This window comes from Nostoc sp. NZL, from assembly GCF_015714705.1.
GTDB lineage: Bacteria > Cyanobacteriota > Cyanobacteriia > Cyanobacteriales > Nostocaceae > Nostoc > Nostoc foliaceum_A.
Map to the genome: position 1 here is coordinate 23,730 of NZ_WBKL01000067.1, position 12,497 is coordinate 36,226.

General features: G+C 41.7%; 15 protein-coding genes and 1 pseudogene. 6 read left to right on the forward strand and 10 right to left on the reverse strand.

Annotated features, from left to right (window positions below):
- Positions 1-72: 72 nt before the first annotated feature.
- The 6 genes from F8R90_RS09690 to F8R90_RS09715 all read right to left on the reverse strand — a co-directional run bounded on the left by F8R90_RS09690 (position 73) and on the right by F8R90_RS09715 (position 5,532).
- Positions 73-408: a hypothetical protein gene (locus tag F8R90_RS09690; RefSeq protein WP_196510571.1), complete on the reverse strand. Its 336-nt coding sequence runs from the start codon at positions 406-408 to the stop codon at positions 73-75.
- A gap of 202 nt (positions 409-610) precedes the next feature.
- The gene (locus tag F8R90_RS09695) at positions 611-1,012 is read right to left on the reverse strand and encodes a fasciclin domain-containing protein (RefSeq protein ID WP_190889844.1); all 402 of its coding nucleotides are present in this window, start codon (positions 1,010-1,012) and stop codon (positions 611-613) included.
- 131 nt (positions 1,013-1,143) lie between these two features.
- A complete protein-coding gene (trmFO, locus tag F8R90_RS09700) occupies positions 1,144-2,457 on the reverse strand; it encodes an FADH(2)-oxidizing methylenetetrahydrofolate--tRNA-(uracil(54)-C(5))-methyltransferase TrmFO (RefSeq protein ID WP_196510572.1) in 1,314 nt (437 codons plus the stop codon).
- 170 nt (positions 2,458-2,627) lie between these two features.
- Positions 2,628-3,443: an Rpn family recombination-promoting nuclease/putative transposase gene (locus F8R90_RS09705; protein WP_196510573.1), complete on the reverse strand. Its 816-nt coding sequence runs from the start codon at positions 3,441-3,443 to the stop codon at positions 2,628-2,630.
- Positions 3,444-3,574: 131 nt separating this feature from the next.
- Positions 3,575-4,345, reverse strand: coding sequence for a 3-methyl-2-oxobutanoate hydroxymethyltransferase (panB, locus tag F8R90_RS09710; RefSeq protein ID WP_196510574.1), 771 nt, complete (start codon positions 4,343-4,345; stop codon positions 3,575-3,577).
- 110 nt (positions 4,346-4,455) lie between these two features.
- Positions 4,456-5,532 (reverse strand): ligand-binding sensor domain-containing protein, encoded by a 1,077-nt coding sequence (locus F8R90_RS09715; RefSeq protein WP_196510575.1) that lies wholly within the window; start codon positions 5,530-5,532, stop codon positions 4,456-4,458.
- 840 nt (positions 5,533-6,372) lie between these two features.
- Between F8R90_RS09715 and F8R90_RS09720 the strand changes: the two genes are divergently transcribed.
- From F8R90_RS09720 to F8R90_RS09745, 6 genes are all read left to right on the forward strand, one after another.
- Positions 6,373-7,803 (forward strand): form I ribulose bisphosphate carboxylase large subunit, encoded by a 1,431-nt coding sequence (locus F8R90_RS09720; protein ID WP_163930558.1) that lies wholly within the window; start codon positions 6,373-6,375, stop codon positions 7,801-7,803.
- A gap of 100 nt (positions 7,804-7,903) precedes the next feature.
- Positions 7,904-8,311, forward strand: a complete 408-nt coding sequence (gene rcbX / locus F8R90_RS09725; protein WP_196510576.1) for a RuBisCO chaperone RbcX — start codon at positions 7,904-7,906, stop codon at positions 8,309-8,311.
- A gap of 45 nt (positions 8,312-8,356) precedes the next feature.
- Positions 8,357-8,686 (forward strand): ribulose bisphosphate carboxylase small subunit, encoded by a 330-nt coding sequence (locus F8R90_RS09730; RefSeq protein ID WP_012410539.1) that lies wholly within the window; start codon positions 8,357-8,359, stop codon positions 8,684-8,686.
- A gap of 142 nt (positions 8,687-8,828) precedes the next feature.
- Entirely contained in the window at positions 8,829-9,443 is a 615-nt protein-coding gene (locus F8R90_RS09735) for a GDSL-type esterase/lipase family protein (protein ID WP_196510577.1), read from the forward strand.
- Positions 9,444-9,503: 60 nt separating this feature from the next.
- Positions 9,504-9,731 carry a type II toxin-antitoxin system Phd/YefM family antitoxin gene (locus F8R90_RS09740; protein ID WP_196510578.1) on the forward strand — a complete coding sequence of 76 codons (228 nt, stop codon included), beginning with the start codon at positions 9,504-9,506 and terminating at the stop codon, positions 9,729-9,731.
- 144 nt (positions 9,732-9,875) lie between these two features.
- The gene (locus tag F8R90_RS09745; RefSeq protein WP_196510583.1) at positions 9,876-10,253 is read left to right on the forward strand and encodes a type II toxin-antitoxin system VapC family toxin; all 378 of its coding nucleotides are present in this window, start codon (positions 9,876-9,878) and stop codon (positions 10,251-10,253) included.
- Between the two features lie 114 nt (positions 10,254-10,367).
- Here F8R90_RS09745 and F8R90_RS09750 read toward each other — a convergent pair whose 3' ends face one another.
- From F8R90_RS09750 to F8R90_RS09765, 4 genes and pseudogenes are all read right to left on the reverse strand, one after another.
- Entirely contained in the window at positions 10,368-11,333 is a 966-nt protein-coding gene (locus tag F8R90_RS09750; protein WP_331000631.1) for a PepSY-associated TM helix domain-containing protein, read from the reverse strand.
- Positions 11,311-11,490: a PepSY domain-containing protein gene (locus F8R90_RS33400; protein ID WP_196510580.1), complete on the reverse strand. Its 180-nt coding sequence runs from the start codon at positions 11,488-11,490 to the stop codon at positions 11,311-11,313. The genes F8R90_RS09750 and F8R90_RS33400 overlap by 23 nt, the downstream gene beginning before the upstream one ends.
- Before the next feature lie 133 nt (positions 11,491-11,623).
- A complete protein-coding gene (locus F8R90_RS09760) occupies positions 11,624-12,190 on the reverse strand; it encodes a TonB-dependent siderophore receptor (RefSeq protein ID WP_196510584.1) in 567 nt (188 codons plus the stop codon).
- Positions 12,178-12,497: pseudogene (locus tag F8R90_RS09765) on the reverse strand (IS4 family transposase); the annotation flags it as partial. The gene F8R90_RS09760 and the pseudogene F8R90_RS09765, both read right to left, overlap by 13 nt.

Below are 12,497 nucleotides of genomic sequence, written 5' to 3' on the forward strand. Positions count from 1 at the left end.
TAGACGCCCGATAGGCAGAAAAGCGCAAAGTCTTTTTTAACGTCCTGATGTCGTGGAGAGTAAGTATAGATTTCAGACGTTGCTGGAAAGACTAGCGCTGTTACTGTAACGTCTTTGAAAAAGAATTGCTCCCAAATTAGTCACCAAACACGTAATTGCTAGCCACAGCAAGATGTAAGTGGGAGCCATCACCACGCCAATCATGAACCAGGTATATACATGCAGGATCATTACAGAAGCGAAAAAGCTGGCAATTCCAGCAGATTGCCACACTTGATGTGATGGGCGACGTAAGGCTACCAGACCCATTGTTAAAATTGTGACAAGCAAGTTCGCTGGTACGAGAAACGCACAAATACTTATGCAGTTACCACGAGAGAACTCTACTAAGGTGTTAAAATCGAGCATTCATTTTGTTGGGATAGATGTTAGCTTTTTAAGAACTTAATTTATTTTAAAATAACTAAATTTACATTAACAGGTGAGTGAGTAATCACATTGCAAACATAACATAAATTAAAATATTAAGTTGCGTTTTGATACTACTCAATAGTTAGTTAATTATAAAGATTTTGGATAAGTAGGGTGGAAAACACCCACCCTAGCTGAATTAACCCGGTAAAATCACGGTATCGATAACGTGTACCACGCCATTATCAGCTTCGATATCTGCTGCTAAAACTGTGGCATTTTTAACTTCAAAACCATCTAAAGAATGAATTTTAATAGGTGAACCTTCCACAGAATTAACCGTGCCGAGTTCTGCCAAATCAGCCTGTAGCAGCTTTCCTGGAACGACATGATACTTTAAAATTCGCGTTAGCTGGGGAATATTTTGTAACAGGGTCTGGATAGTTCCCGCTGGTAACTTAGCAAAAGCATCGTCATTTGGCGCAAAGACAGTGAACGGGCCAGGACTTTTTAATGTTTCTACTAAACCAGCAGCTTGTACAGCCGCTACCAGTGTTTTGAAGGACTCAGATGTAACAGCAATATCAACAATATCAGCCATATACCTTACCTAAATTTTTGCAAAAGAATTTAAAGGATAATAAACCTATTTGAAGTTTTATTAAATAGGGAATGGGGGAGAATAGGGGCAAAAGATTAAAAGTTAAATTCTTTGCCAATTCCCAATACCCATTAATTATTAGCTTTCCAGCTTGCTAGATCGGTTAAAGAGCGATCGCGGTAACGTCCATAACGCTCTTGTTTACTTTTGATTTTTGCACCCAATTCGGGGAAAATCCCAAAGTTGGGCGGCATTGGTTGGAAATGCTTCGGCGAAGCGGAACTAATAAATTCAAATAACGCACCCATCATTGTTGTGGCTGGTAAAACCAAAGCTTCTTTACCCAAAGCTAGCCGCGCTGCATTAATTCCCGCCAAGCAGCCACCCGCAGCCGCTGCGGTATAGCCTTCAGTACCAATCAACTGTCCAGCAGCTAACAATGTCGGACGCTCTTTAAATTGCAAAGTAGGATGCATTAGCTGAGGAGCATTAATAAAAGTATTGCGGTGCATCACTCCCAACCGCACAAACTCCGCCTTTTCCAAACTTGGAATTAGCTGAAATATTCGCTTTTGCTCACCCCAGCGCAGGTTAGTTTGGAATCCTACCATGTTCCACAGTTGACCGGCTTTATCTTCTTGTCGCAACTGCACCACAGCATAAGGACGTTCCCCTGTGCGAGTATCTGACAATCCCACTGGCTTTAGGGGGCCATAGCGCATGGTATCTTCCCCCCGGTGTGCTAGTTCTTCAATGGGTAAGCAAGCTTCAAAAAATTTTGCCGTTTCCCGTTCAAAATCTTTGAGTTCTGTTTGTTCAGCTTTACAAAGTTCTTCTCGAAACCGCAAATACTGCTCTTTATTCATTGGGCAGTTGAGATAAGCGGCTTCACCTTTGTCATAACGTGATGCCATAAAGGCAACGTCACGGTTAATCGATTCTCCCACAATAATCGGACTAGCCGCATCGAAAAAGCTGAGGTATTCCATCCCAGTAAAGCGGCGTAAATCTTCTGCTAAGTCGGGGCTAGTTAAAGGCCCAGTTGCCAAAACCACAATTCCTTCGGGAATCGCAGACACTTCACCCCGGCGGAATTCAATTAAAGGATGATGTGCTAAGGTTTGAGTCAAATCTTGGCCAAATTGTCCCCTATCTACCGCTAGCGCCCCACCCGCAGGAACGGCGTGTTCATCAGCTTTCGAGATGACGATAGAACCCAGTTGACGTAATTCTTCGTGCAATAATCCAGCCGCGCGATCGCTTGCCATTGCCCCAAAGGAATTACTACAAACTAATTCTGCCAAATCTTCTGTATGATGAGCAGGACTGAAGCGTTTTGGACGCATTTCATGCAGAATTACTGGCACTCCTGCTTGGGCTATTTGCCACGCAGCTTCAGTTCCAGCTAGTCCACCTCCAATTACTTGTATCGGTTGTTGTTCCATAGTTAAATTTTTAGTTCCTATATCATAAGTATCCACCAGCATCACAGAAGTAAAATTAAATAAAAACAGGCTAACTCATCACTACTTCTGTAAATACAACAACAGCAATTAGGCTAACCTAAGATGCTTAGACAAAAAGCGGATTGTCGCCAGACATTGCTTGTTTGAACTTATTCCTTGAGAGGCTTTTGCTGTACTGCTTGCTGGACTTGTGCAACATCCAAATCTAACGCCTGTGATATCTGTTCCGCACTTAAACCCAGTGCTAGCAGTTTAGGTACAGCTTCTAATTTTGCCTCAAAACGACCTTCTTGTTTACCTTCTTCTTTGCCTTCTTCTTTAGCTTCTTGATAAACCCGTGTTTGCTTCAACTCACTTAACCCAAACATCGCCTCTATCTCCTCTCGACTTATATTAGGCAATTTATAAACCAGGATTGTCTCTATTAATTCTAGTAATTGTTTTTGTGGCAGTTGCAAATTTACCGCTTGTTTAGTACGGTTAATTAGTTCTTTGGCGGTAGTAATAGTTGTATCTTCATTTTCAATTACTAATTTGATGGTAGCAATACCTATTGGGAGTGATGCAGCTTCACCTAGTTCATCCAAGTAAATTATACTAATACGATCACTATTGAAGAATTCGTAGCAATCTTGTCGCTCCCCAGTATCTATATTCCTTCTGGGATAAATCACCACTCCTCGCCAAGAATTTTGAGATTTCTTTTGCCGCAAATAGAGAAATACTTCCGAAACTAAGCGTAAATAAATATCTGAGTCTGGTTGAAATTGAACTTCAACGAAATAAATCGGATTTTCTTCGTCTTGAGTGGGAAGAAATACACCATCTATTCTAAAGGCAGTTTGTTTTATTTCAACTGAAGAGAATTGATAGGTATTTGCAGTTTCAGGAGGATTGCCAATCAGTTCAAAGAAGATACTGGGGAATTCTTGAAATAAGCGATAGAATATGCTGTCAGTTTTCACTCTGGATGTTGTAGCACAATTTTGAACTTCAGCAATTTTATAATGTGCTGCTCTCTGATTGCATAAATTATCCCAGGTGGAAAACTAGCTATTCGTCAGCTTCTTGTATTTTTTGATAATAAATTCCATACTTATGGAAATTTCCGATCGCGCACTTCCACGGCATAATCTTGCACGGCTTTGGTAATCGTCTCCCGCAAGTTGGTGTAAACCTTGGCGAATGGTGGATGCTTCTCGGCAAGTCCGATTACATCTGAGGTAACTAAAACCTGTCCATCGCAGTGAGTTCCTGCACCGATACCAATTGTCGGAATACTCAATTTTTGTGTAATCTGCATTGCCAAATCTGCGGGTATATGCTCTAAAACTAGAGAAAATACACCTGCTTGTTCGAGAGCGATCGCTTCTTGTAAAATCCTCTCACTCGCTTCTTGGGTTTTCCCTTGTTGTCGCAAACCGAGTTGATGTACAGATTGCGGTGTCAAACCTACATGACCCATTACCGGAATTCCAGCTTGTACCAAACGAGCCACAGTTTCTGCGATCGCTGGATAGCCACCTTCCAATTTTACCGCTTGAGCGCCCGTTTCCTTCAGTATTCGCCCAGCTGAATGCATTGCTTGCTGGAGACTTTCTTGATACGTCAAAAATGGTAAATCTACAACTAATAATGCACGTTTAACCCCACGGCGCACAGCTTTGGCATGATATATTACCTCATCCAAAGTTATTGGCAGTGTTGTTTCATACCCTAGGACCACTGCCATAGAGTCACCCACGAGGATTAAGTCTACACCAGCTGCGTCGAGGAGTTGAGCGATCGCATAATCCCAGGCGGTCAACGCCACAATTGAACGTCCCTGTTGTTTCCATTGAATTAATTGCTGGGTAGTGATTGCCATTTTTAATTAGGGGATAGGGGATAGGGGATAGGTAATAGGGGATAAGTGATAAGTGATGGGCTATCAGAAAGAATTCAGTCCCCTGTACCCTGTAACCTGTCCCCTAGTCCCTACTTCACGGCGCGACTGAAAGCAATATGGGGTTTTGCACTGTCCGTTTTGGGCATTAACCAAGCTAGACCTTGACTAGTGCCGATCCATAATTTATTGCCAATGTCAGGTGCAAGGGCTAGAACCCGACTAGAAGGAAGTCCAGCAACTTCTGCATCTAACACAGCTCCTGTATTTGGATTTAATCGTAACAAACCATTGTTAGTCCCGACCCAGACACTACCATCTTTGGCAAAACGTACTGCTGTCACGTCACGCCCACGCAAACGAGTCACAGAGCGCAACACTGCCCCAGTTTTTGGGTTAATAACTAGCAAATTATTTGGCATTCCGGCCCAAATTAATCCTTCTGGACTAATAGCTAAAGCTTGGACAGTCGTGCCTGGTAAATTGGTTATTCGCTTCATAATCGCAGCACTAGCAGTATTTACCCGCACCAATCCATCAAGGGTGCCAACCCACAGTTGACCTTCAGCATCTAAAGTCAGGGTGTTGGCGCTGACACCAGGCAGATTTTTTAATGTCGTCATAATCAAGCCTTGGTCGGGACTAATTAGGGCTAAACCGCTATCGGTTCCAGTCCACAAATAACCCCGTTTGTCAAGTAACAGTGACAACACTCGTTTAGAAGGCAAAAATAAATTCTGCGCGGTGATTTCACTAGTGCGGGGGTCTACTCGGAACAGTCCTTCATAACTTCCTACCCACAAACGTCCTACTTTGTCTTGAGCTAAAGCACCAATGGCAACATTCGGTAAACTAACACGGGAAATAATCTTGCCGGTTTTAGGATCAATCCGCGATAATCCCCGCCAAGAACCTACCCAAAGATTACCTGTAACATCTCCCAGTAAGTTACCAACCCGATAATCAGTTTCTGGCGAATTTTCTTGCACTCCCCGCTCATTGGGTAAAGGTTCTACTCGCGGTGGCGGTGCAGAAGGTGGGTAAGCGGGGGTTAGATCAGATGAATTAATGTCAGGGGTTTTTTGCGCCCATCCCATATTTGGCAAAGCTATCAACCCCAGCAAGATGGAAGTAATCAATAAACTAGTACGCTTGCAAAACAATACCACGGTGAAATTTCCTTTGGAGACACTACCTATAGCCGTTACCTAAACTGGCTTTGGGTTAATTTCAGTGTTCCCCTAGCTGGGTTTTTTTAAACGTCATCTGGAATTTTTCTCAAATTTGTCATTAGTCATTGGTCATTTAGTCAAGAGTTGGAAATTCTTCCCCTGCTTCCCCCACTCCCCAAAAGCTTCTTTACAGTTATTGATGACACCTTGTAAAGCTTTTGTAACAAAATGTTTAAATCTTTATGTAATAACAAAATTAAATAGATAAGTTAAAAACTTTCAAAGAATAACTTATCGAATTCTTGATATATTGTGAAACAAGTTACAAATTACGTGGTGTGCAATTTTTTATCTTTCGTTCATCACTCTGCTAAATCTGTGTCAAGTAAATTCTTTTCTGGTATCTTTTCCAACAACGGTCAAGATAGAAGGAGTGTAGAGGCGGGAATGTGTGCCAGCCAGCCCAATCCCCTGAATACCCCGATTTGTGGGGGAATTATCTAAATCAATCCGCAAAAAACGGAAGTTTTGGTGAAATTGAGAAGGTTTAGTCGGGTGCGAAGAAGAGGTAAAAAAGAATTTTGATTCGTAGGAAGAGGGAACAGTAGAAGCGCTAGGTCGTGTACCCCTAGAAGGGGAGAACACTGGTGAGGAGGGCTACCACCGCTACCAAAGTGTCCGCCGCACAAAAACTGCTAACCTCTGCCAAAGTTAACCCCTAACAAAAATTTTTCCTGATCTTCCCCTCGCTCAAGGGGGGAAAGAGCGGGGTGAGGGGAAGTTGCACAAAACGTGATTTGATAATTAATTAAGAGTGATTTCAGGGAAGGATAAAATATGTCTTACGCTCAAACGAAGACTCAGAGCAAGTCTGGGTATCAAGCCGGGGTTAAAGATTACAGACTAACTTATTACACACCCGATTACACACCAAAAGATACCGATCTTCTAGCTGCGTTCCGCATGACACCTCAGCCTGGTGTTCCTCCCGAAGAAGCAGGTGCGGCTGTTGCGGCTGAATCTTCCACAGGTACTTGGACAACTGTGTGGACAGATTTGCTCACCGACCTAGATCGCTACAAAGGTCGTTGCTATGACATCGAACCAGTTCCCGGCGAAGACAACCAGTACATCTGCTACGTTGCCTATCCTCTGGACTTGTTTGAAGAAGGTTCTGTAACCAACGTATTGACCTCAATTGTAGGTAACGTATTTGGTTTCAAAGCTCTGCGGGCACTGCGTCTAGAAGACATTCGCTTTCCAGTAGCTTACATCAAGACCTTCCAAGGGCCTCCTCACGGTATCCAAGTTGAGCGCGACAAGTTAAACAAATACGGTCGTCCTTTGCTGGGTTGTACCATTAAGCCCAAATTGGGTCTTTCCGCTAAGAACTACGGACGTGCTGTATACGAGTGCTTACGCGGTGGTTTGGACTTCACCAAAGACGACGAAAACATCAACTCCGCACCATTCCAAAGATGGCGCGATCGCTTCTTGTTCGTAGCTGAAGCTATCAACAAAGCTCAAGCAGAAACCGGTGAAATTAAAGGTCACTACCTAAACGTCACCGCTCCTACTTGCGAACAAATGCTGCAACGGGCTGAGTACGCTAAAGAACTCAAAATGCCCATCATCATGCATGACTACCTCACCGCAGGTTTCACCGCCAACACCACATTGGCTCGTTGGTGCCGTGATAACGGTATCTTGCTGCACATTCACCGTGCTATGCACGCTGTAATTGACCGTCAAAAGAACCACGGTATCCACTTCCGTGTATTGGCTAAAGCTCTACGTTTATCTGGTGGCGACCACATCCACACTGGTACAGTAGTTGGTAAGTTGGAAGGTGAGCGCGGCATCACAATGGGCTTCGTTGACCTGTTGCGTGAAAACTACATTGAGCAAGACAAGTCTCGTGGTATCTACTTTACCCAAGACTGGGCTTCTCTACCTGGTGTAATGGCAGTTGCTTCTGGTGGTATCCACGTATGGCACATGCCCGCGCTGGTAGAAATCTTTGGTGATGACTCCGTACTACAATTCGGTGGTGGTACTCTGGGTCACCCTTGGGGTAACGCTCCTGGTGCAACCGCTAACCGCGTTGCCTTGGAAGCCGTTGTTCAAGCTCGTAACGAAGGCCGCAACTTGGCTCGTGAAGGTAACGATATCATCCGCGAAGCTGCCAAGTGGTCTCCTGAACTAGCTGTTGCTTGCGAACTGTGGAAAGAAATCAAGTTCGAGTTTGAAGCAATGGATACCGTCTGATCTGAGTTAACAGTTAAGAGTTAAGAGTTAAGAGTTAGGATTTGCATTAATTCATAACTCATAACTCATAACTCATAACTCTTCAGGGCTGGGGTCAAGCATGAATCTTAAGCAAATTGCGAAGGACACAGCCAAAACTCTCCAAAGCTATCTGACTTATCAGGCTCTAAGGACAGTATTGGCACAGCTAGGCGAAACGAATCCTCCATTAGAACTTTGGCTGCATAACTTTTCGTCTGGCAAAATTCAAAATGGTGAGTCATACATTGAGCAACTGTTGCAAGAAAAACCAGATTTGGCTTTGCGAATCATGACTGTCAGAGAACACATTGCGGAAGAAATTGCAGAATTTTTACCGGAAATGGTTCGCACTGGCATTCAGCAAGCCAACATGGAACAGCGTCGCCAGCATCTAGAACGCATTACACGAATAGACACATCTAACCCCAGTCTGCAACCAGAACAGCAAACAACTTCAGATCAGAATTTGGATAACTTATCCAATTAGTTCGGTCAACCTAGTAGTAAAAATCGCAACCCATTATCAAAAGCTATGCAAACTTTACCAAAAGAGCGTCGTTACGAAACCCTTTCTTACCTGCCCCCCCTGTCTGACGCTCAAATTGCCAAGCAGATTCAATACATTTTGAACCAAGGTTACATTCCAGCGATCGAGTTCAACGAAACTTCTGAGCCAACAGAATTATATTGGACAATGTGGAAGCTGCCTTTGTTCGGTGCTAAATCTACTCAAGAAGTATTGAGCGAAGTTCAAGGATGCCGTTCTCAATTTAACGGTAGCTATATTCGTGTTGTAGGTTTTGACAACATCAAGCAGTGCCAAGTTCTCAGCTTTTTGGTTCACAAACCCAACAGATACTAAAGCTAGCAAGCTTTAAATAGTTAGTTTATCCCCATAGGAGAGGTAGAATTATCTGCCTCTCCTATTTATTAGATTTTTTTTGAAACACAGAGGGGCGTGGAGTTATTCTCTATGTGCCTCTACGTTTTTTAAGAGAGTAATAATGCTACAAGAAGTAAGAATTTGTTTTGTTGGTGACTCCTTCGTTAACGGCACTGGCGACTCAGAATGTCTTGGTTGGACAGGGAGAGTATGTGCAAATGCTAATAAAAAAGGTTATGACATTACTTACTATAATTTAGGAATTAGGCGTGATACGAGTACTGATATAGCAAAGCGTTGGTTACAGGAAGTATCACTGCGTTTACCCAAAGAATATGATGGCAGAGTTGTGTTTTCTTTTGGATTGAATGACACAACAGTAGAAAATGGTAAAACTCGCGTAGATTTGGTCGATTCTATCAAAAATGCCTATGAAATTTTAAGTGAAGCTCAAAAGTTATATCCTGTTTTGATGATTGGTATAGCATCATACGCAGAACCAGAAGATAGCCAAAGAAGGAACAGAAATACTGATTTATGTAAACAGTTTGCTTTAATTTGCAATGAATTGAATATACCTTATTTAGATGTTTTTTCGATATTAGAAAAATCAAACATCTGGATTAATGAAGCAAGAGCTAATGATGGTGTTCATCCTCAAGCAGGTGGTTATACAGAATTTGCCCAAATAGTAGAAAATTGGGACGCTTGGTTAAATTGGTTTCCTCTGACCTAATTGAGCATTCAAAGTTAGGATAGTGGTAGCACCTGATTTTTATATCCAAAGGTGGTAACTATGCAGCAAATTACTCTAGCTGAAGCATCTCAACATTTACCTGACTTAATTGAAGCAGCCCTCAGTGGTGAGGAAATTATTATCATCAAAGATAATCAACCTTTGGTGAAGTTAACTCCTATCTCGCCACTTAAACACCGCCGTCAACCTGGAAGCGCAAAGGGTTTAATTACAATATCTGATGATTTTGATGAACCACTCGAAGATTTTAAGGAATATATGGAATGATATTAACCCAAGTTGCTAGTTATCAAAAAACGCTTATTTTTAAGTAAAAATATCTAAAGTTTAGTATTTTTAAATACTAAAAAATGGAGTTTTTGTATCTTATTGATACCATTCTGTGGCACTAACTAGCAACTTACGTTATTACTGTTGGATACACATACTTTTATTTGGTATGTGACTGACAATTCAAGACTTAGTAATCGAGTACTAGAGTTAATTAATGATGAAAATAATGAAATTTTGCTAAGTATCGCTAGTCTATGGGAAATAGCGATTAAACAGAATTTAGGAAAGCTTAGTTTCAATCAGCCATTCGAGATATTCATCACACAGCAACTCAACCACAACTATTTTAGGTTACTTGACATCAAAATTAGCCATGTTGCTGTTGTTGCCACATTAACTTTACATCACCGTGACCCATTCGACCGAATTTTAATTGCACAAGCACTCGCAGAAAATCTACCTATATTGAGTGCTGATAAAATTTTTGATGCATATCCAATTGAGCGTTTATGGTAGCGCTTATTTTTTACAACCAAAGGTTAAGATTAATTACAAATTCAAAGCGCTATTTCTAGGTTAGAAGATGAAAGCGCAATGTCTGAGGACAAAGCTAGGGACTGTAGACACTCATCACCCAACCGTAGAACTCGTTTTTTTCACCAATTCCCTTGAAGCTTTGCGTCGTGCTTCTACCCACTGACGATTTCGCCAGAGAATTACACCTGTAACGAATAAACCAAGCGGACTCAGACCAATCAAGGTGTATACAATTTTTGTCACTATTCCGCCATAATGACCGACATGGAGAGTGTACTGTGCTTTCATAATCCGGTTAGCAAGTGAGCCTTGCTTGGGATTATCTAACCGTAAAATGTCGCCTGTGTATTGATCAAAATAAAGGTAAGGATCTTTGTTAAATTCGTTTTCTTGAGGGAAATGCATCCAAACGTTAAAGGTATCTTCTGGTTTTTTCGCGGGAAAGAATTTATAAATTTTGGCTTCTGGTAAAGCAGCTTGGGCTTTTGTCAAAATCGCATCAATTCCCATTGGTGAAACACCTGAAACAACTTTGGATGTAACTTCCACAGGTTTTTTGGTGTTAGTTAACCAGTAAACTGCATTTTCCGCTGGAGTCCAAAACACCATAACACTCCCAGTAAAGGCGATGAGGCTCAAAACAACAACTGAAAGAATACCGCCAACTTTGTGCAAGTCGTAGTTAAGTAAATGCCAAGGTGCATTCCAGCGAATTGTCAAACTTTGAGCAATGTGTCCTCGCCGATACCACAGGATAATCCCAGTTATACCCATCAGCAGCAGAATAATGCCGCAGATACCAACCACTTGTCCACCGATGTCATTGGCAAATAAGTAAACGTGTAGTGTAATCAAAAATCCAATAACTGTTTGCTCCCAAGGACGAGAACCAAGAATTTTTCCAGTGTAAGAGTTGACATAAACATCTGTAGATTTATCCTGTGGCGATACCATCATCACCGTGTAAACTCCATCAGGTTGGTGTGGTGCGGTGATGCGATGGGTTTTGAGGTTTGGGTAAAGCTTTTGAACCGCTTCAACAATATTTTGGGGAGATATTTTGTGGAGTTACCCGCAGCAATTGGGGATTAAAAAACTGGTCAATTTCTTCGTGGAAGACTAAGAGGCTCCCTGTTAAACTGATAATAATTAACAGGATACCTGCCAAAATTCCTACGTATCGATGCAAGCTCAAGATAGATTTGCGTAGTTTCATGGCTTTTAATCGAATGGAGTTGAAGTAGTGAGGTAATTGGATGAAATTTGGTTTAAACAATTACCTCTTAAATGGTTAAAAAGTGTAATTAACTGTAGTATCTGCTCAATTAAAGTGAAGCTAGGAACAAACTTTAGAACTCTATTGAGAATGTTCCTGAAACAGAAAAAGGTGTACCTGGTTGAACCTGTAAGCGTCCACCATCTGAACCTAAGAAATATTCTGTGTTAAAAATATTTCTCAAGTTAATAGCTGCTTTCCAAGTGTCGCGCTGATAAAATAAGGCAGCATCTGTGCGGACATAACTTGGTAAGATGTAGCTATTGTCTAAATCTCCAAAGCGATCGCCAACAAAATAAACTCCTAAACCTAAGCCAAATCCTTGGAGACTCCCTTGTTGAAATGCGTATGTTGTCCACAAGCTAGCGGTGTTTTTTGGTACATTATCTCGACGCTGCCCTTCAAAACCAGAGGTATCCTTGCTGACAAAAGAATCTGTATATGCATAGGAACCTATCACCTTCCAACCAGGTAGAATTTCACCAGCAATGTCAAACTCAATTCCGCGACTTGTTTGTTCTCCGGTTTGAATTTGGTCATTTGGATCGGATGAATTAGGATCGTCAACTACTACATTTTGTTTGCGAAGGTCATAGAGTGCTAAGGCTTGCGGGGCTACAAAAAGGGCTAGGATGCAGATAGAATAAGCCTCATAGCCCTCTCTCCTTGTTGGTAGTACTTACGCTTATTAGGACTTAATCTCAATAATTCAGTGACTAACTCATAAGAATTTTCCATGAAATTGATCCAATTGTCGCCATAAAGACCAATATAAAAACTACTATGTCGTCGAACAATCCTTAAGGATTCTTTAATTCGCCCAACATATTTTTGAACACCCATGCGTTTAATTTTTTGACCAGATATAGTTGCAGCTGTATAGGCAAGTGAGATTAATAATATTAGGGAAATTAGTCTTTGTCCTGATACATTAGTATCTTCCAAGT

Coding starts and splice junctions, on each gene's coding strand:
- F8R90_RS09695 (WP_190889844.1), bottom strand. CDS start 1,012: ATGGCTGATATTGTTGATATTGCTGTTACATCTGAGTCCTTCAAAACA.
- F8R90_RS09690 (WP_196510571.1), bottom strand. CDS start 408: ATGCTCGATTTTAACACCTTAGTAGAGTTCTCTCGTGGTAACTGCATA.
- rcbX (WP_196510576.1), top strand. CDS start 7,904: ATGAATCTTAAGCAAATTGCGAAGGACACAGCCAAAACTCTCCAAAGC.
- F8R90_RS09720 (WP_163930558.1), top strand. CDS start 6,373: ATGTCTTACGCTCAAACGAAGACTCAGAGCAAGTCTGGGTATCAAGCC.
- panB (WP_196510574.1), bottom strand. CDS start 4,345: ATGGCAATCACTACCCAGCAATTAATTCAATGGAAACAACAGGGACGT.
- F8R90_RS09730 (WP_012410539.1), top strand. CDS start 8,357: ATGCAAACTTTACCAAAAGAGCGTCGTTACGAAACCCTTTCTTACCTG.
- trmFO (WP_196510572.1), bottom strand. CDS start 2,457: ATGGAACAACAACCGATACAAGTAATTGGAGGTGGACTAGCTGGAACT.
- F8R90_RS09740 (WP_196510578.1), top strand. CDS start 9,504: ATGCAGCAAATTACTCTAGCTGAAGCATCTCAACATTTACCTGACTTA.
- F8R90_RS33400 (WP_196510580.1), bottom strand. CDS start 11,490: ATGAAACTACGCAAATCTATCTTGAGCTTGCATCGATACGTAGGAATT.
- F8R90_RS09735 (WP_196510577.1), top strand. CDS start 8,829: ATGCTACAAGAAGTAAGAATTTGTTTTGTTGGTGACTCCTTCGTTAAC.